We start from the raw sequence: 18,621 nt of genomic DNA, 5'->3' as shown, positions 1-18,621 counted from the left end.
CAGGTGAAACGTCACCAACCGCGTTCGCGCCACTCCGCCAGGTGCGGGCGCTCGGCGCCGAGCGTCGTGTCCTTGCCATGCCCGGGGTAGACGACAGTCGCGTCGTCGTACCTTCCGAACAGCTTGTTTTCCACGTCGTCGAGCAGAGAAGTGAACTTCTCGGGGTCGGCGGTCTTGCCTACTCCGCCGGGGAAGAGTGAGTCGCCGGTGAAGAGGTGAACCTGTCCGCTCGGTTCGGTGAGAGCCAGCGCGATGGAGCCGGGCGTGTGGCCGGACAGGTGAATGACGTCGAGGCTCAAGTTGCCAACGGTCACCTTGTCGCCGTCTTCGAGGAGCACGTCCGGGGTGACGGGAAGGACCTCTGCGTCGAGGGGGTGCGCGGCGGTCGGCACCTTGGTTGCGGCGTGAACGTCTTCGAGGGCCAACCAGTGATCGCCGTGCTGGTGGGTGGTGACGATGGAATCGAAAACAGGTGCTTCCTGTTCGATGAGCGCGATGATCTTCTCGGCTTCGTTGGCCGCATCGATCAGGAGAGATTTCCCGGTCGTGGAACAGGCGACGAGGTAAGTGTTGTTGTCCATGGGGCCGACCGACATCTTCGTGATGACGGCGCCTTCGACTGTGCGCCGCTGAGGGGCAGAATCGGGGGAGACCTGACCGGTGTAGGAGTCGTCGATCACGATGGGCTGATTCGTCATGAAACGCAGGCTACCTTCGAATAGGGGCAGGTAGAGCGATGGGCTCGCCTGGTGAGAAAAACGTGTCGGTGGCTCGGCCTACGATGACGATCGCTCGAGGACTCGCGTTTGCGAGGCCACTCGAGACTTCTCCGGGGGGACGGCCCCGGACGATTGACAATGAAGGGAATTGGTGTGGCGGATCGCCTGATCGTGCGGGGTGCGCGTGAGCACAATCTGCGAGGAGTCGATCTCGACCTCCCGCGAGACAGCCTGATCGTCTTCACCGGGTTGTCCGGCTCCGGCAAGTCCAGCCTCGCGTTCGACACGATCTTCGCCGAAGGTCAGCGCCGCTACGTCGAGTCGCTCTCGGCATACGCGCGTCAGTTCCTCGGCCAGATGGACAAGCCGGATGTGGACTTCATCGAGGGATTGTCTCCTGCGGTGTCGATCGACCAGAAGTCGACCAACCGCAACCCCCGTTCGACGGTGGGCACCATTACCGAGGTCTACGACTACCTCCGACTTCTCTATGCCCGCGCGGGTTCGGCGCACTGCCCGGTGTGTGGTGAGAAGATCGCACGTCAGACGCCCCAGCAGATCGTCGACCAGGTGCTCGAGATGGAAGAGGGCATCAAGTTCCAGGTCCTCGCACCGGTAGTCCGTACTCGTAAGGGCGAGTTCGTCGACCTTTTCGATCAGCTCAATACCCAGGGCTACTCGCGAGTGCGCGTCGACGGTGTCGTCCATTCGCTGGCGGATCCGCCGAAGCTCAAGAAGCAGGAAAAGCACGACATCGAAGTAGTGGTCGACCGATTGCAGGTCAAGGCGAGTTCGAAGCAGCGCCTGACCGACTCGGTCGAGACCGCACTTCGCTTGGCTGAAGGCATCGTGGTCCTCGACTTCGTCGACCGTGAAGAAAATGCACCTGATCGTGAGCGTCGTTTCTCCGAGAAGCTGGCCTGCCCGAATGGCCACGCACTCGCGATCGACGATCTCGAACCGCGCTCGTTCTCCTTCAACTCGCCCTACGGCGCCTGCCCGGAATGCACCGGCCTCGGTATCCGCAAGGAGGTCGACCCGGATCTGGTGGTTCCCGATCCCGACCTGAGTCTCGAAGACGGAGCGATCGCGCCGTGGTCGATGGGCCAGAGTTCGGAGTACTTCGGACGGTTGCTCTCCGGCCTCGGCGACATCCTCGGTTTCGACATGAAGACGCCGTGGAACAAGTTGCCGGCGAAGGCCCGCAAAGCAATCCTCGAAGGCAGCGAGGAGCAGGTTCACGTCCGGTACAAGAATCGGTACGGCCGTACCCGTTCTTACTACGCGGAGTTCGAAGGTGTGATGCCGTTCCTGCATCGCCGGCTCGAGCAGACCGAATCGGATCAGATGAAGGAACGGTACGACGGGTACATGCGCGACACGCCGTGCCCGGCGTGTGGTGGTGCTCGCCTGCGCCCGGAAATCCTGTCGGTAACTATCGCGGCTGGAGACTTCGGCAGTAAGTCCATCGCCGAGGTCTGTGAACTGTCGATCTCCGATTGCGCGGACTTCTTGAACAGCCTCACTCTCGGTTCGCGCGAAGAGGCGATTGCGGGTCAGGTCCTCAAGGAAGTTCAGGCACGACTCGGGTTCCTGCTCGACGTCGGCTTGGAATACCTTTCCCTCTCGCGTGCCGCTGGCACGTTGTCCGGTGGCGAGGCCCAGCGAATCCGCTTGGCAACGCAGATCGGTTCCGGACTCGTCGGCGTGCTGTATGTACTCGACGAGCCGTCCATCGGCCTGCATCAGCGTGACAATCGACGACTGATCGAAACCCTGACGCGCTTGCGCGACCTCGGCAACACGCTGATAGTCGTCGAGCACGACGAAGACACTATCCGCACGTCCGACTGGGTAGTCGACATCGGACCGTACGCCGGCGAGCACGGCGGCAAGGTCGTCCACAGCGGACCGTACGAAGAACTGCTGACGTGTGAAGAATCTCTGACCGGCGCCTACCTGTCGGGTCGCAGCTTCATCGAGGTTCCGGCCATTCGTCGGCCGGTGGATCGCAAACGCCAGGTCACGGTCGTCGGAGCTCGCGAGCACAATCTCGACGGCATCGACGTGAGTTTCCCGCTGGGTGTTCTCACCGCTGTCACCGGTGTCTCCGGTTCGGGCAAGTCGACGTTGGTCAACGACATTCTCGCGACCGTCATGGCGAACAAGCTCAACGGTGCACGCCAGGTGCCTGGCCGTCACACACGAATCAACGGACTCGATCAGCTGGACAAGCTCGTGCAGGTCGATCAGTCTCCGATCGGCCGGACTCCGCGATCGAATGCGGCGACGTACACCGGTGTGTTCGACAAGATTCGAACCCTGTTCGCGGCCACGACGGAAGCGAAAGTCCGCGGTTACCAGCCCGGCCGATTCTCGTTCAATGTCAAGGGTGGACGCTGCGAGGCGTGCTCCGGCGACGGAACCTTGAAGATCGAGATGAACTTCCTGCCGGACGTGTACGTGCCCTGCGAGGTATGCCACGGCGCTCGGTACAACCGCGAAACGCTCGAGGTCCACTACAAGGGCAAGTCGATCGCCGAGGTACTCGACATGCCTATCGAGGAAGCAGCCGAGTTCTTCCAGCCGGTCACCTCAATTCACCGGTACCTCAAGACGCTGGTCGACGTCGGCCTGGGCTATGTCCGACTGGGTCAGCCGGCTCCGACTCTGTCCGGTGGTGAAGCGCAGCGCGTCAAGCTCGCCGCCGAATTGCAGAAGCGGTCCACCGGTCGCACGGTGTACATCCTCGACGAGCCCACCACGGGTCTGCATTTCGAGGACATCCGAAAGCTCCTGATCGTGATCAACGGTCTGGTCGACAAGGGCAACAGCGTGATCGTGATCGAGCACAACCTCGACGTGATCAAGACGTCGGACTGGGTCGTCGACATGGGACCCGAGGGTGGATCCGGCGGCGGAACCGTTGTGGCGCAAGGTACGCCGGAAGACGTTGCCGCGGTCCCCGAGAGCTACACGGGCAAGTTCCTCAGTGAGGTTCTCACCGCACAGCACGCGCCGGTCAAGGCCAAGCCGATCACCAAGAAGCGTGCGACGAAGGCAGTTGCCGCAAAGAAGGCCGCGCCACGGAAGAAAGCCGCTTCCGTGAGCTAGTAGAACGTGAGCAAGTAGAAATCGGTCAGTGATGCCGGGTCGGAATCGACCCGGCATCACTGCTTTGTCGATCAGGAAGTGCTGGTCTCGAGAATTACGTTGGCGACCTCTTCGGGGCGCGACCACATCGGCCAATGGCCGGTCGGGAGGTCGACGTACGTCACGGGGAGTTTCGCCAGTTCGGCGGCCATCGGATGACCTCCGTCGGCCATCTGGGCGATCACCGCGGAGGGGAACGTGCTGCAAACGACGGTTGACGGCACCTGGTAGCGCTTTTCGTTCGTCAGGACAATCGGCTCACGCGCGGGCCCAGCCGGTTCGGGTACCGCGTTGGCGCGGAACGTCTCCAGAGCTTTCTCGTCGAGTCCTTCGAGGCTGCTGCCGTCCGCTTCGAGCTCTGCCCACGTGGGGAGCGGAATCTCGATGACATCGGAGGCCAGATCCGGTCGCAGCGCTGCGCCGTCGGGCATGGGGCCCGAGTCGACGTAGACGATCCGAGCGACGCGATCCGGGATGCGATCGGTGACGGCGTACCCCACCGGGCCGGCGCCGCTGTGTACGACCAAGACCGTGCGCTCGTCGGAGTCCGATACGGCGTCGACGACTGCACGGACGTGAGCGTCGAAGGTGACCGCTGATCGATCTGTGTCTACTGAGTCGAGCCCGGGCAGTGTCAGGCTGGTCACGCGGGTGTCGGAACGTTCGAGGTGGGGGAGGACTGCGTCCCAAGCCCATGAACCGAGCCAGAATCCGGGAACAAGAACGATGTGAGTTTTCATGTACTCACAGTGCACCCGGGTTGGTGACAACAGAGTGTCACCAATTATGTCACCGTTTGGTATCGGAATCTGAGACACTGGTGAACGTGAATCGAGCTGCGAGATTGCATGCTCTCGTCGAGGAACTTCGGCGACAGGGCGATCGAGGGACTACGTGCTCCCGATTGTCCGAGGAATTCGGTGTCACCACCCGGACGATCAAGAGGGATATCGAGACGCTGATGATGTCGGGTGCGGCGATCGAAGCGCGCTCAGGTCCCGGAGGTGGATACCGACTCGTGGGTCGCGCCACGCTGCCGCCGGTGAATTTCACTGTTCCGCAGGCAGTTTCGATCGCGTTGGCCTTGACGGCGATGGGTGATGCTCCGTTTGCGCCGGATGGGCGAGCAGCGCTGGCGAAACTGCTCGATGTGATGGACGAGGAGAGTCGTCGCAAGGTCGCCGAGCTCGGTGGCCGCGTGTGGATTCGCGGTGACGGCGGGGCTCTGACGGATTCGCGCGCGAACCGGCAGGCCGTCGAGCAGGGTCTCGAACAGAGTCGAGTCGTGTCGTTGCACTACGTGGATGGGGACGGTGCGGAGACGGTGCGGGCAGTTGAGCCGCACATTCTGGCGCAGGACCGTGGTCAGTGGTTTCTCATCGGCTGGTGTCGCGAGCGCGACGCCGTGCGGTGGTTTCGACTCGATCGAATGCGTCGGGCCACGCTGACGAACGATCACTTCACACCACGCGATTCGACCGTCTTCGGGCAACCGCCCGAAGACGCTCGGCCTGTTTCTCCCCGTAGGTGAGTGACTCAGTCGATCATGTTGCGGGCTGCGGCAACGGAATCCGTGATCAGTTCGGTCAGGGTCGTCATATCGACGTCGCTCAGCCGTTTGACGTACAGGCAGCCCTTGCCGATTTTGTGCTTGCCGAGGCGAGCGAGCGTGTCGGTGTAGTCGTCGAAGTTCAGCGACAAGTACAACGTGAGCGCGGTGGCCCTGGGGGAGAATCCGATCAGTGGGGTGTCACCTTCGTGGCCACTCGCATATCGGTAGTGCCGTGCCCCGAATCCGATGATGCTCGAGCCCCACATGACAGCAGGCTCGCCGGTTGCGGCCGACAGCAGGGAGATCAGCTCCACGGCGTCGGCGCGTTTGCGGTCGTCGACGCGTGAAATGAATGCGTCGACGTCCTCGGGCGTCGGTTGAGTCTTGTTGGCGGTTGCCAACTCAGTAGACCGGACCGGTGAACTTCTCGCCCGGTCCCTTTCCTGGCTCGTCCGGGTGCGAGGACGCCTCACGGAATGCGCGCTGCAGGGCTTGGAGGCCTTCACGGATGGGTCCGGCATGAGGGCCGAGGTATTCGACCGACGCAGTCACGAGTCCGGCAAGTGCCGTGATGACGCGACGCGCTTCGTCGAGGTCCAGGTAGGGGCTGGAAGACGGATCGGCGTCGGAGAGGCCGAGTTTTTCGGCAGCCGAACTCATCAGCATCACTGCAGCGCGGCTGATGACCTCGACCGCGGGAACTTCGGAGAGTTCGCGGACGTCGGGGTTCGCGCCGTCGGTGTTCTGTTCTGCCTCGAAGTTCTCACTCATGGATGTAAGGATTCCATCAGGCCGTGACGGTGTTGAATCGGGCCTCTCCCGGCAGCACTGGGAGCGGCACCGATTTCTTTCATCTGTGGCGACCTGTTACTCTTGTTGCAACGACCGCCTCCGACTTGTTCGGGGGCAGCAAGTGGAGTCCGACTCCCACCTCTGCGCGGCAGGTGAAACTGCAGTTCAGTGGTTCCGGTCACCTGTTATCGGAGATCATTCTTCGTCAGGTTCCTCGCTCAGTCGAGGAGATAGGTTTCGGCGTGAGCTGGATCTTATGTGATCGGTCGACATCGGGCCCCGCGGATGAGCAATCATCACAGCGGGGCTTTTTTGTTGGGGTGCGGGCGGTACGGGCTGCGTGCGGTCATGAAGACCGCACCGTTCAACCTAGGAGGCCCCATCAGCACTGAGACCCGCATCAACGATCGTATCCGCGTTCCCGAGGTTCGTTTGGTCGGACCTGGCGGCGAACAGGTAGGCATCGTGCGTGTTGAAGATGCACTCCGCTTGGCCCTTGAGGCCGACCTCGACCTGGTCGAGGTAGCTCCTGACGCCCGTCCACCGGTCTGCAAGATCATGGACTACGGCAAGTTCAAGTACGAGGCTGCACAGAAGGCACGTGAGTCACGTAAGAACCAGCAGCTGACGGTCATCAAGGAGCAGAAGCTCCGACCCAAGATCGACGACCACGACTACGAGACCAAGAAGCGCAACGTCGTTCGCTTCCTCGAAGCCGGTTCCAAGGTCAAGGTCACGATCATGTTCCGCGGACGTGAGCAGTCACGCCCCGAACTCGGCTACCGCCTTCTGCAGCGTCTGGGAGCAGACGTCGCAGATCTCGGATTCGTCGAAACCTCGGCAAAGCAGGACGGCCGAAACATGACGATGGTCCTGGCACCGCACAAGGGCGCCAAGACTCGTGTCAAGGCGCAGGAGAGCGCTCAGGCGCCAGTGGCTCAGGCTGCTCCGCGTCCGGCTCCGGCCGCACCGGCTTCCAGTGAAGCAGCTCCGGAAGCACCGGCGACCGGCGATGCCGCTCCCGAGGCTCCGGCCAGCTAGTCGATTTCCCAAGATCCACCACGTAACAAGAACTGAGGACTCCATGCCCAAGATGAAGAGCCACAGCGGCGCCTCGAAGCGATTCAAGGTGTCCGGCAGCGGAAAGCTCATGCGCCAGAAGGCCGGCCGTCGCCACCTTCTCGAGCACAAGTCCAGCAGGGTTACCCGTCGTCTCGACGGTGTCGCTGTTGTCAGCCCTGACGACGCTCCGCGCATCAAGCGCATGCTCGGCATCTGAGTCGCCCCCTTACTGACCACCCGGGGCCGTACTTTCAGCCCCTAGATTGACAGGATTTTTCAAGTGGCACGCGTAAAGAGGGCGGTCAACGCCCAGAAGAAGCGTCGTTCAATTCTTGCTGCATCCAGCGGCTACCGTGGACAGCGTTCGCGTCTGTACACCAAGGCCAAGGAGCAGCAGCTCCACTCGCTCACCTACGCGTACCGCGACCGTCGTGCGCGCAAGGGCGAGTTCCGCAAGCTGTGGATCACGCGTATCAACGCTGCAGCTCGTGCAAACGACATCACGTACAACCGCCTCATCCAGGGCCTGCGTCTGGCAGAGGTCGACGTCGACCGCAAGATCCTGGCCGAGCTCGCTGTCTCCGATGCCGAGGCCTTTGCCGGCCTGGTCGCACTCGCGAAGGCCGCTCTGCCGGCTGACGTGAACGCTCCTGCCGGAGAAGCAGCCTGATTCACGCATCACAGCAACGGCCCGTGGACCCGCTCACCGAGCGGACTCCGCGGGTCGTTTCTGCTGTCAAGCTCCTGCGCACAGCAGAACGACGCAAAGCAGGACGTTTCCTCGTCGAGGGCGAGAACTCGGTCACCGAACTGTTGAACGGTGCACTCTCGAATGGCGAGGCCCGCCCGGTACACGACCTCTTCTACACCGAGGACGCAGCCGAGCGCTATCAGCACGTCATCGATCGGGCGCTGACCGCTGGAGTTCGTGTTGCTCTTGTGACCGATCGAGCAATCAAAGCTCTGAGCGATACCGTCACGCCGCCCGGACTCGTTGCCGTCAGCGATCTACTGGATGTACCGCTGAGCGCAGCCGTCCATCAGGAGACCCGCCTGCTCGCAGTGCCGGTCGAGGTCAACGAACCAGGTAACGCGGGCACCGTCATTCGCATCGCCGACGCAGTGGGTGCCGATGCGGCAATCCTCGCCGGTGACAGCGTCGATCCGCATAACGGCAAGGTCGTTCGTTCGTCGGCGGGCAGCCTGTTTCACCTGCCAGTCGTCCGCGATCGAGACACAGTGTCGGTGATCGAGCAGATTCGCGCAGCAGGCATTCAGATTCTCGCGACTGCAGCTGACGGCGAGGTCGATCTCGACGAGGCCGACGAGTTGCTGAGCAAGCCGACGGCCTGGCTGTTCGGTAACGAAGCGCACGGTCTCGATCCGGCGATCGCCGCGCAGGCTGATCATCGGGTCAGGATTCCGATCCATGGCCGCGCCGAAAGCTTGAACCTCGCGACAGCGGCGGCAATTTGCCTGTACGCAAGCGCGCGGGTGCAAAATCGCGCCACCGATCACGGCTGAAAACGCACGCGAAGACCTCACGGAATCCCATTTGCGGAAGCCTGAGACAATACAAGAGCAGAGACAATGCTCGAGCGAGTTCGAAAGCTCGCTCGCAGTACAAGAAGTAAGCAGTACAAGAAGCACGCAGTACGAGAAGTAAACCGAGAAGCGACAGGAGCGTCACAGCCGTGGCCAAAAATGAGGGCGCGACACCGCCGGAGGTCGACGCGAGTGTACTCACCGAAGAGGCGTTGACCGCTGCGGCTGAGAACGCCGAGAAGGCGCTGGCGGACGCCGCTGACCTGGACGCGCTGGCGCACGTCAAGGTGGAGCACCTGGGGGACAAGTCCCCGATCGCCCTCGCGCGCCGGGGTCTCGGCAGCCTTCCGGGCAAGGAAAAGGCGGACGCCGGTAAGCGCGTCAACATCTTCCGCACTCGGATCAACAACGCGTACGACGCTCGTCGTGAGGTCCTCCTCGCCGAGCGTGACGCCGCGGTGTTGGTTGCCGAGGCAATCGACGTCACTCTGCCCTCCGATCGCCACCCCGTCGGGGCGCGTCACCCGATCAGCCTGATTTCCGAGCAGGTCGCCGACGTATTCGTCGCGATGGGTTGGGAAGTTGCCGAGGGTCCGGAGGTGGAGACCGAGCACTTCAACTTCGACGCGCTCAACTTCTTGCCGGATCACCCTGCCCGCACGATGCAGGACACCTTCCACCTGGCACCCGAGAACTCGCGCCAGGTGCTGCGTACCCACACCTCGCCGGTGCAGGTCCGCACCATGCTCTCGCGTGAGGTACCGATCTACGTGGTGTGCCCGGGCCGCACGTTCCGCACCGATGAACTCGATGCGACCCACACGCCTGTCTTCTCGCAGGTCGAAGGCCTGGCCGTCGACAAGGGCCTGACCATGGCCAACCTGCGCGGGACTCTCGACGCGTTCGCTCGTGCCCTTTTCGGCCCCGAGACGCGTACCCGTATGCGCCCCAACTACTTCCCGTTCACGGAACCGTCGGCCGAGGTCGATGTCTGGTTCGCGAACAAGAAGGGCGGCGCAGGCTGGGTCGAGTGGGGCGGCTGCGGCATGGTCAACCCGAACGTTCTGCGCGCCAGCGGTATCGATCCCGACGAGTACTCGGGTTTCGCATTCGGCATGGGCCTCGAGCGGACCCTGCAGTTCCGCAACGGTATCCCGGACATGCGCGACATCGTCGAAGGTGACGTGCGTTTCACGCTGCCCTTCGGTGTCGCAGGCTGACCGATCCGGTCCGCGGAACCTTCACAAAGACTTATCGACAAACGAGAGAGCTGAGCAGACGTGCGAGTAGCGCAATCCTGGCTGACCGAGATCCTGCAGCGGGCAACTCCGGACTGGGAGGTGACCCCGGAAGAGCTGGACGCCGGGTTCGTCCGGGTGGGACTCGAAGTCGAGGAACTCGACACACTCGAGGCGATCGACGGCCCGTTGGTCGTCGGCAAGGTCGTCTCCATCACCGAACTGACCGAGTTCAAGAAGCCGATCCGCTTCTGCCAGGTCGAGGTCGGCGAACCCGAGCCTCGCGGCATCGTCTGTGGCGCGCGTAATTTCAACGAGGGTGACCTCGTCGTCGTTGCGTTGCCCGGCGCGGTGCTGCCCGGCGGATTCGAAATCGCCACTCGCAAGACGTACGGCCAGGTGTCCGACGGCATGATCTGCTCCGTCTCGGAACTCGGTATCGGCAAAGACCATTCGGGCATCTTGGTGCTCGAGCCCGGTACCGCCGAACCCGGCGCGGACGGCAACGAGTTGCTCGGTCTCGGTGACACGATCATCGAACTGAACATCACCCCGGACCGTGGCTACTGCTTCTCGGTCCGCGGTCTCACGCGAGAACTCGCGTGCGGCTTCGATCTCGAATACGCCGATCCCGCTTCGGTTCCCGCTCACCCGGCTGAGGGTGAAGCCTGGCCGGTGCGCCTCGAACCGGAGTCCAAGGCTTCGCGTTTCGTGATGCGGAAGATCACGGGTATCGATCCGCAGGCAGTGAGCCCGTGGTGGCTGCAGCGTCGACTGCTGCTCTCGGGTGTTCGCCCGATCTCGCCGGCAGTCGACGTCACCAACTACGTGATGCTCGAACTCGGTCAGCCTCTGCACGCGTTCGATGCGACCGCAGTGCAGGGCGACCTGGTGGTCCGTCGCGCCAAGGCGGGGGAGAAGCTGACGACGCTCGACGACGTCGAACGCACGCTCGATCCCGAAGACGTTGTCATCGCCGACGATTCCGGAGTCATCTCGCTGGCTGCCGTCATGGGCGGCGCAACCACCGAGGTGGGAACGGCAACGACGGACATCCTCCTCGAAGGAGCTACCTGGGATCCGCTCGCAGTCTTCAAGACGGCGCGCCGGCACAAGCTGCCGAGTGAGGCGAGCAAGCGTTTCGAGCGCGTCGTCGATCCGGCAATTCCGCTCGCGGCCGTCGACCGCGCAGCCGCTCTGCTGGTCGAGATTGCCGGCGGACGGATCGAACCGGTCCTGACCGACGTGGGCGATGTCGCCCCTCGCGCTGCCATTCGCATGGATATCGACCTGCCCGACCGTGTCGCCGGAGTCACGTACCCCAACGGCACCGCAGCTCGCCGCCTCACCCAGGTTGGCTGCAACGTCGAGGTCGGCGTCAGCGAAGAAGGACACGGCCAGTTGGTCGCGACGCCGCCGTCGTGGCGTCCGGACCTGGTGCAGCCTGCGGACCTCGTCGAGGAAGTTCTTCGCCTCGAAGGTCTCGAGCAGATCCCGTCTGTGCTTCCCGCCGCTCCGGCCGGACGTGGGTTGACTCCGTCGCAGCGGCGAAAGCGCACGGTCTCGAAGGCCGTGGCTCACGCCGGTTACGTCGAGGTCCTTCCTCCGGTCTTCCTGCCGACGAACGTCTTCGACGTCTGGGGCCTCGACGCGGATGATCCGCGCCGCAACACCAGCAAGGTCCTCAACCCGCTCGAAGCCGATCGTCCGGAGTTGGCGACCACGCTGCTCCCGGGTCTGCTGGAGATCCTGGCTCGCAACGCTTCTCGCGGTCAGCGTGATCTGTCGCTGTACGGCATCGCGCAGGTCGTCCTGCCGGGCCCCGACACCAAGCCGGTGGATGCATTGCCGGTGGATCGTCGTCCGACGGACGAGCAGATCGCGAACCTGATCGCGTCGTTGCCGGCTCAGCCCGTGCACATCGCTGCAGTGTTGAGTGGTTTGCGTGAGCCGAGCGGCCCCTGGGGTCCTGGCCGTCAGGCCGAGGCTTCGGACACTTTTGCAGCCGTGCGGGTCATTGCAGCTGCAGCAGGCGTCGAGGTGGAACTGCGTGCGGCGCAGTACCTGCCGTGGCATCCCGGCCGTTGCGCCGAGGTTGTCGTTGACGGCAACGTAGTCGGTCATGCGGGCGAACTGCATCCGGCTGTTCTCGAGCGCGCGGGACTGCCCGCGCGCACCTGCGCACTGGAAATCGATCTCGACGCTTTGCCATTGGTCGAGAATCTGCCCGCTCCGCGCATTTCGCCGTTCCCCGCAGTGCTCCAGGACGTGGCAGTTGTTGTCGATCGCGACATTCCGGCAGCCAAGGTGCAGGAAGCTCTGCGTTCCGGCGGCGGTGAGCTTCTCGAAGACATCCGCCTCTTCGACGTCTTCGAGGGCGAGCAGGTCGGTGAAGGCCGCAAGTCGCTCGCGTTCGCATTGCGATTCCGTGGTGTCGACCGGACGCTGACCGAGGACGAGGCCAGTGCCGCGCGCGATGCAGCAGTGGAGGCGGCTTCCAAGGCTGTCGGTGCGCAGATGCGTGGCTGATTTCCTCAACTGATCACAGAGCCCACGACCGTTGCCGGTGGTCGTGGGCTCTGTCGTGTTATCGGCTTTTTGACTGAGGTGAATCGGAAAGCCACACATCTGGCGCAACGGTGTCCGTCCGTCGCCCTTGCTGGTCGAGCACGTGGCCGAGCAGTTTGCGCAAATACAGCACGATGGATCGTTCCGTGACGCAAAGACCCGGAATCTCCTTGCGCAGACGAGTTTCGAATGCATCGAGTTCTGCAGGAGAATGCAGCCACAACTGAACCACCAGGTTGTCGGCGCCGACCACAGCGAAGCAGTTTCGGACTTCCGGCGCTCGGCTCAGCACTCGTCCCGCCGTATCGAGAAGCTCGGGTTCGACGCGGCACCACAAAGTGGCGAGCACGGGAAGCCCGGCCAGCGGCCGCGCGAATTCACACCGCAGCGCCACCAACCCCGAAGACGTGAGCCGGTCGATCTGGCGTTTGCACGCAGCGGGACTGACACCGATCGCGTCGGCCAACTCCTTCATGGGAGTGCGCCCGTCGTAGGCGAGCATCGTGAGAACCTTGCGATCCTGTTCGGAAATGCCGGTCGGCCGAGCGCGCACGGCAGTACGGTTTTCGCTGGTGGTCAGCACACCCTTCTCGGACGGTGCCAGCGCATTGAGTCTCCATCGGCCACCTTCGGTGAACCAGCGTGTGATGATCGAGGTTCGTGTCGCCAGTACACCGTCGATCGTTGCGACGTCTTCCGAGATGAAGCGCGACATCGACGCCAGATCCGCGGTACCGGCTGTGACGAGCAGATCTGCTCTGCCCGTTGATGCTTCGATGGTCACGGCGTGGGCCGAGCGAGTCAGCCGTGCCGCGACGGTGTCGAGAAGAGCAGGTGAGCAATCGATTTCGATGATCGCTGTGACGATGCTGCCCAGCACCTGTGGCCCTGGAGTGACCGTGACCCAGGCCAACGACGATTCGGAGAGTCGATTCCAACGACGGGCGAGAGTCGCGGCGTCGAGTTCGAGTGGTCCGGCCAACGAAAGCCACTTCGATCGCGGTGCGAGCTGGAGCGCATTGATTATCCTCAGATCGATTTCATCTATCCCGCGACCGTTGCCGGTATCTGGTGCGCTCATAACGTCATTATCCGGCATATTTCTGCAAGATTCGGACTATCTGCGACGCTCGACGGATGATCACAGAGGAGAAGTACGCGCTGATCGGAGCGGGCCCGTCTGGATTGGCCGGCGCGCGAAACCTCGATCGGGCCGGGATAGCGTTCGACGGCTTCGAGAGCCACGACAACGTCGGTGGGCTCTGGGACATCGACAACCCGCACAGCACCGTCTACGAGTCGGCGCACCTCATCTCTTCGAAGGGCACCACCGCATTCGCCGAGTTCCCGATGGCGGATTCGGTGGCCGACTACCCGAGCCACGTGGAACTTGCCGATTATTTCCGCGACTACGCCGATACTCACGATCTTCGCAGGCACTTTGCCTTCGGCACTACCGTCGTCGACGTCTCGCCGGTCGATTCGCTGTGGCAGGTCACCACGCGCAGTCGCAGCGGTGAGACAACAGTCGCGCGGTATCGAGGCGTGATCATCGCGAACGGAACGCTGTCGAAGCCGAACATGCCGACTTTCCGGGGCGACTTCACCGGCACGTTGATGCACACGAGCCAGTACCGCAGCGCCGAGATCTTCCGCGGGAAGAAGGTACTGGTCATCGGGGCGGGCAACAGTGGATGCGACATCGCCGTCGATGCCGTCCACCAGGCCGAGTGCGTCGACCTGAGCGTTCGGCGAGGCTACTACTTCGTCCCCAAGTATCTGTTCGGCCGACCCTCGGACACCTTGAATCAGGGAAAGCCGTTGCCGCCGTGGATCAAACAACGCGTCGACACCTTGGTACTCAAGCAGTTCACGGGTGATCCGGTGCGGTTCGGATTTCCGGCACCGGACTACAAGATCTACGAATCGCATCCGGTCGTGAACTCGTTGATCCTGCACCACATCGGGCACGGTGATGTGCACGTGCGCGCCGACGTCGACCGGTTCGAGGGGAAGACGGTGCGGTTTGTCGACGGATCGTCTGCCGACTACGACCTCGTTCTCTGCGCCACGGGGTATCACCTCGACTATCCCTTCATCGCGCGCGAGGACTTGGACTGGTCGGGCGCTGCCCCGGACCTGTTCCTCAACGTCGCGAGTCGCCGCCACGACAATCTCTTTGTTCTCGGCATGGTCGAAGCATCCGGTCTCGGGTGGCAGGGCCGTTTCGAGCAGGCCGAGTTGGTGGCCAAATTGATCACCGCACGTACCGAAGCCCCCGCCGCGGCGCGGGAATTCTCGGCGGCGGCGGCCGGTCCTCCTCCAGATCTGTCCGGGGGATACAAGTACCTGAAGTTGGGACGAATGGCCTACTACGTGAACAAGGACGCCTACCGCTCGGCGATCAAGCGGCACATCGGACTGCTTGATGCCGCTCTGACGAAGGGAGGACAGTGATGCCGATCGACGACGTGGTGCTCAACTTCAACCCGGGATCGTTGATGATCCTCAACGTGGTGCTGGCCACGATCATGCTGGGGATCGCCCTCGACACCTCGGTCGACGACTTTCGTCGTGCGCTCACCAAACCCAAGGCGATGGCGGTGGGTATTGCTGCGCAGTTCCTGCTGTTGCCGGCAGTGACTTTTCTCCTGACGCTGATTCTCTCGCCGGCTCCGTCGGTAGCACTCGGCATGATCCTGGTGGCGTGCTGCCCGCCAGGGAACATCTCGAACGTCCTGACTCACCGGGCGGGCGGCGACGTCGCACTCTCGGTGTCCATGACGGCGGTGTCGAACGTCCTCGCGATCTTCCTCATGCCGCTCAATCTTGCGTTCTGGGGGAGCCGACGCCCGGAGACCGACGCTCTGTTGCAGTCCGTGAACCTGAATGCGCTCGAGATGGTCGCGCAAATCGCCCTGATCATCGGTGTGCCGTTCGTTCTCGGCATCTGGGCGGCACGAAGGTTTCCGGAGATCGCCGCGAAAGCGCAGCCTTGGGTGAAAAACGGTTCGTTGGTGGCGTTGTTGATCTTCATCGTCGCGGGGGTGTCGGGGAATGCGTCGTACTTCGTCGACTACATCGGGGTGGTACTGCTCGCGGTCTTCCTGCACGACACGGTTGCCCTCGCACTGGGATACTTCTGCGGCGCCGTCACCGGGTTGAACGAATACAGCCGTCGCGCCGTCTCTTTCGAGGTCGGCATCCGCAATGCGGGGCTGGGGCTTGGCCTGGTGTTCACGTTCTTCGACGGTCTCGGTGGCATGGCCGTCGTGGCCGGCTGGTGGGGGATCTGGGACATCATCGCCGGGTTGGCTCTGGCGACGATCTGGTCCAAGCGACGCGCCCGAAAGGCGGTACCGGCATGACCGTCGCACTCGTCACGGGCGGAAACGGGTTCCTGGGTACCGCTGTCATCGACGCACTGATCGCGCAGGGCATCACCGTCGTCTGTGTCGACCTCACGGTCAAGGACACGCCGGACGATCGCATCCGCCGCGTCAGGGCGGACGTCTGCGACCCCACAGAATTGGGGCGGGTGTTCGGTCAGTACCGACCGAACGTCGTGATCCACCTTGCGTCCATCGTGAATCCCGGCAAGAACACGACAGCAGAGCAGGAGTACCGCGTCGACGTCGACGGGACACGAAACGTGCTCGCGGCCTGCGTCGAACACGGGGTTGGACGGATCGTCGTGTCTTCGTCCGGAGCGGCGTACGGCTACCACTCCGACAGCCCACCGTGGATCACCGAGGACGTACCTGTCCGAGGCAACGACGAATTCACATACAGTCGCCACAAACGCCTGGTCGAAGAGATGCTCGCCGAATATCGCGTCGAACACCCGGAGTTGGAACAGGTTGTCTTCCGGATCGGCACGATCTTGGGTGAGAGCGTCGACAATCAGATCACCGCGTTGTTCGATCGCCGCAAGCTGCTCAAGGTTGCCGGGAGCGACAGCCCCTTCGTCTTCGTCTGGCACACCGATGTCGCGGGCGCTTTTGCGGAGGCCGTGACCGGAAACCAAGTGGGCATCTTCAATGTCGCGGGCGACGGCTCGTTGACCGTCGACGAGTTGGCTTCCCGGATGGGCAAGAGCACGGTGACGCTTCCTGCATGGTTGTTGCGAGGCGTTCTACGCGTCGGACGGCGATTGGGCGTAACGGAACACGGTCCGGAGCGCGTCGGATTTCTCCAGTACCGACCGGTTCTCGACAATCGGCGGCTCAAGGAACAGTTCGGATACGTCCCCGAATATTCGAGCGAGGAAGCGTTTGCCGCGTATCTCGCGTCACGCTGACCCCTTCGACGGACGGTCGTGGAAGGATCGGAATTGTCCGTCGGCGTTTTCGAGAAGGGACTGACAGTGTCACGAAATGATGGGCCCGAACATGATGGGTCCGAGCACGATGGGTCCGTGCACCAGGTAGTCGAGGCCGCCAGTGCACTCGACGACAAGGACTTCCTCGCGGTCGTCCGCGCAGTGGTCGAGCGTCGTCCGAGCTTGTCGGTCCTTCTTTCCGTGGTGGACACCGCTGCCGCGAGCCTCGAGCCGCACCGTGTAGAGGACGACAACACGATCACGGACGCCGAAGAAGTCGAACTGCCCGACACCGTTGTGGAGGTCGACGAGATTATCGACGTCCCGGTGGTACTTGCGACCGACCCGAGAATTCCCGAACCCGACTACACCGAAGGGGGAGTCCCCACTTTCGACCGTGTTCGGGAGAAGATAGAGGGGCGCTTCGGTACTTCCATAGGTTCGGCCGAATTGGCGCACGAGAGTCCTGCCGGAAAGTCCGTCGACGAGCAGTGGGACGAGCGCCAGAAGGCCGCAAAGGCCAAGCTCGAGGAGATCCGGCGATCCATGGGTAAGTAATTATGCATTCCGATGCACAATGATGCATACTGTGTGACATGACTGAAGGTGGTACGACCGAGAACGCACGCAAGCCGATCAGAGTCGCCGTTGCCGGCGCCAGTGGGTACGCCGGTGGTGAGGTTCTGCGTCTGCTCCTCGGGCACCCCTCCTATGTCGACGGCAGTCTGGTGATCGGTTCGCTGACCGCCGGTGGCAACGCCGGTTCGACGCTCGGTGAGCATCATCCGCACTTGCTCCCACTCTCGTCGCGGGTACTCGAAGAGACCACTGTCGAAATCCTCTCGGGTCACGACGTCGTCTTCCTCGGTCTCCCGCACGGAAATTCGGCTCAGTATGCCAAGTTGCTACCCGAATCGACGGTCATCATCGACTGCGGCGCGGACTTCCGGCTGCAGGATTCCGCAGCCTGGGAGAAGTACTACAAGAGCACTCATGCCGGTACCTGGCCATACGGTCTTCCTGAATTGCCCGGTGCCCGTGAGAAATTGGTAGGCGCAACCCGCATTGCCGTTCCGGGCTGCTACCCGACGGCTGCGAGCCTCGCGCTGGCCCCCGCCGTTGCCGCGGGGATCGTGGAGTCGCACGTGAACGTGGTTGCGGTCAGTGGCACTTCGGGCGCCGGCCGGGCGCCGAAGGCCGATCTGCTGGGTTCCGAGGTCATGGGCTCCGTCCGTGCGTACGGTGTCGGAGGTGTCCACCGCCACACCCCTGAGATCATTCAGAATCTTTCGGCCGCAGGCGGCAAGGACATCAGTGTTTCCTTCACTCCAGTCCTCGCGCCCATGCCGCGCGGCATCCTCGCGACCTGCACGGCAGCCACCACGGCCACCGAAGAGCAAGCGCGTGAAATCTACGAAAAGGCATACAACGACGAGCCGTTCATCCACGTACTGCCTGCCGGAGTCTTCCCGCAGACCGGTGCCGTGATCGGATCCAATGCCGTACAGATCGGGGTCACCGTCGACGCCGACGCCGGTCAGCTCGTTGTCATCTCGGCAATCGACAATCTCACCAAGGGCACCGCCGGTGGCGCGGTGCAATCGATGAATCTCGCCCTTGGCCTACCCGAGACCGCAGGTCTCTCTACCGTGGGAGTAGCTCCGTGAGCAC

The 18,621-nt window shown here is 62.9% G+C and carries 18 protein-coding genes; 13 read left to right on the top strand and 5 right to left on the bottom strand.

Annotated features, from left to right (window positions below):
• Nucleotides 1-11: 11 nt before the first annotated feature.
• Nucleotides 12-698: an MBL fold metallo-hydrolase gene (locus YH3_RS30890; RefSeq protein ID WP_054187410.1), complete on the bottom strand. Its 687-nt coding sequence runs from the start codon at nt 696-698 to the stop codon at nt 12-14.
• Between the two features lie 174 nt (nt 699-872).
• Here YH3_RS30890 and uvrA point away from each other — a divergent pair, with 174 nt between their 5' ends.
• Nucleotides 873-3,833: an excinuclease ABC subunit UvrA gene (gene uvrA, locus YH3_RS30885; RefSeq protein WP_024487477.1), complete on the top strand. Its 2,961-nt coding sequence runs from the start codon at nt 873-875 to the stop codon at nt 3,831-3,833.
• A 71-nt stretch (nt 3,834-3,904) separates the two neighbouring features.
• On the opposite strand, the gene YH3_RS30880 is transcribed toward uvrA, so the two are convergent.
• Nucleotides 3,905-4,612, bottom strand: a complete 708-nt coding sequence (locus YH3_RS30880; protein ID WP_064444635.1) for an alpha/beta fold hydrolase — start codon at nt 4,610-4,612, stop codon at nt 3,905-3,907.
• Between the two features lie 80 nt (nt 4,613-4,692).
• Here YH3_RS30880 and YH3_RS30875 point away from each other — a divergent pair, with 80 nt between their 5' ends.
• Nucleotides 4,693-5,403: a YafY family protein gene (locus tag YH3_RS30875; protein ID WP_054827277.1), complete on the top strand. Its 711-nt coding sequence runs from the start codon at nt 4,693-4,695 to the stop codon at nt 5,401-5,403.
• Between the two features lie 5 nt (nt 5,404-5,408).
• On the opposite strand, the gene YH3_RS30870 is transcribed toward YH3_RS30875, so the two are convergent.
• Together YH3_RS30870 and YH3_RS30865 are read right to left on the bottom strand one after the other, a co-directional pair.
• Nucleotides 5,409-5,825 (bottom strand): DUF1801 domain-containing protein, encoded by a 417-nt coding sequence (locus tag YH3_RS30870; protein WP_007736263.1) that lies wholly within the window; start codon nt 5,823-5,825, stop codon nt 5,409-5,411.
• Nucleotide 5,826: 1 nt separating this feature from the next.
• Entirely contained in the window at nt 5,827-6,195 is a 369-nt protein-coding gene (locus tag YH3_RS30865; RefSeq protein WP_007736262.1) for a DUF1844 domain-containing protein, read from the bottom strand.
• 369 nt (nt 6,196-6,564) lie between these two features.
• Here YH3_RS30865 and infC point away from each other — a divergent pair, with 369 nt between their 5' ends.
• From infC to pheT, 6 genes are all read left to right on the top strand, one after another.
• On the top strand, nt 6,565-7,257 hold the full coding sequence (gene infC, locus YH3_RS30860) for a translation initiation factor IF-3 (protein ID WP_003944008.1): 693 nt from the start codon (nt 6,565-6,567) through the stop codon (nt 7,255-7,257).
• A gap of 43 nt (nt 7,258-7,300) precedes the next feature.
• A complete protein-coding gene (gene rpmI, locus YH3_RS30855) occupies nt 7,301-7,495 on the top strand; it encodes a 50S ribosomal protein L35 (protein ID WP_003944043.1) in 195 nt (64 codons plus the stop codon).
• Between the two features lie 63 nt (nt 7,496-7,558).
• The gene (rplT, locus tag YH3_RS30850; RefSeq protein WP_003944011.1) at nt 7,559-7,948 is read left to right on the top strand and encodes a 50S ribosomal protein L20; all 390 of its coding nucleotides are present in this window, start codon (nt 7,559-7,561) and stop codon (nt 7,946-7,948) included.
• Between the two features lie 23 nt (nt 7,949-7,971).
• Nucleotides 7,972-8,802, top strand: a complete 831-nt coding sequence (locus YH3_RS30845; protein WP_007736261.1) for an RNA methyltransferase — start codon at nt 7,972-7,974, stop codon at nt 8,800-8,802.
• A 170-nt stretch (nt 8,803-8,972) separates the two neighbouring features.
• A complete protein-coding gene (gene pheS, locus YH3_RS30840; RefSeq protein WP_003944109.1) occupies nt 8,973-10,043 on the top strand; it encodes a phenylalanine--tRNA ligase subunit alpha in 1,071 nt (356 codons plus the stop codon).
• Between the two features lie 60 nt (nt 10,044-10,103).
• Nucleotides 10,104-12,590 carry a phenylalanine--tRNA ligase subunit beta gene (pheT, locus tag YH3_RS30835; RefSeq protein ID WP_003944026.1) on the top strand — a complete coding sequence of 829 codons (2,487 nt, stop codon included), beginning with the start codon at nt 10,104-10,106 and terminating at the stop codon, nt 12,588-12,590.
• 58 nt (nt 12,591-12,648) lie between these two features.
• On the opposite strand, the gene YH3_RS30830 is transcribed toward pheT, so the two are convergent.
• Nucleotides 12,649-13,710 carry an Lrp/AsnC family transcriptional regulator gene (locus tag YH3_RS30830; RefSeq protein ID WP_064444634.1) on the bottom strand — a complete coding sequence of 354 codons (1,062 nt, stop codon included), beginning with the start codon at nt 13,708-13,710 and terminating at the stop codon, nt 12,649-12,651.
• Nucleotides 13,711-13,766: 56 nt separating this feature from the next.
• Here YH3_RS30830 and YH3_RS30825 point away from each other — a divergent pair, with 56 nt between their 5' ends.
• The 5 genes from YH3_RS30825 to argC all read left to right on the top strand — a co-directional run bounded on the left by YH3_RS30825 (nt 13,767) and on the right by argC (nt 18,617).
• Nucleotides 13,767-15,086, top strand: coding sequence for an NAD(P)/FAD-dependent oxidoreductase (locus tag YH3_RS30825; protein WP_058227019.1), 1,320 nt, complete (start codon nt 13,767-13,769; stop codon nt 15,084-15,086).
• Nucleotides 15,086-15,997: a bile acid:sodium symporter family protein gene (locus YH3_RS30820; RefSeq protein WP_047270476.1), complete on the top strand. Its 912-nt coding sequence runs from the start codon at nt 15,086-15,088 to the stop codon at nt 15,995-15,997. Before YH3_RS30825 ends, YH3_RS30820 begins: the two co-directional genes overlap by 1 nt.
• The gene (locus tag YH3_RS30815; protein WP_058227020.1) at nt 15,994-16,929 is read left to right on the top strand and encodes an SDR family oxidoreductase; all 936 of its coding nucleotides are present in this window, start codon (nt 15,994-15,996) and stop codon (nt 16,927-16,929) included. The genes YH3_RS30820 and YH3_RS30815 overlap by 4 nt, the downstream gene beginning before the upstream one ends.
• 117 nt (nt 16,930-17,046) lie before the next feature.
• Nucleotides 17,047-17,508: a hypothetical protein gene (locus YH3_RS30810; protein WP_021344370.1), complete on the top strand. Its 462-nt coding sequence runs from the start codon at nt 17,047-17,049 to the stop codon at nt 17,506-17,508.
• Between the two features lie 38 nt (nt 17,509-17,546).
• Nucleotides 17,547-18,617, top strand: coding sequence for an N-acetyl-gamma-glutamyl-phosphate reductase (argC, locus tag YH3_RS30805; RefSeq protein WP_030536727.1), 1,071 nt, complete (start codon nt 17,547-17,549; stop codon nt 18,615-18,617).
• Nucleotides 18,618-18,621: the final 4 nt, after the last annotated feature.

Origin of the sequence: Rhodococcus sp. YH3-3 (genome assembly GCF_001653035.1) — a bacterium.
Lineage (GTDB): Bacteria > Actinomycetota > Actinomycetes > Mycobacteriales > Mycobacteriaceae > Rhodococcus_F > Rhodococcus_F qingshengii.
Note: the sequence above shows the minus strand (reverse complement) of the source record. Positions and strands in the feature narration are given on the sequence as shown.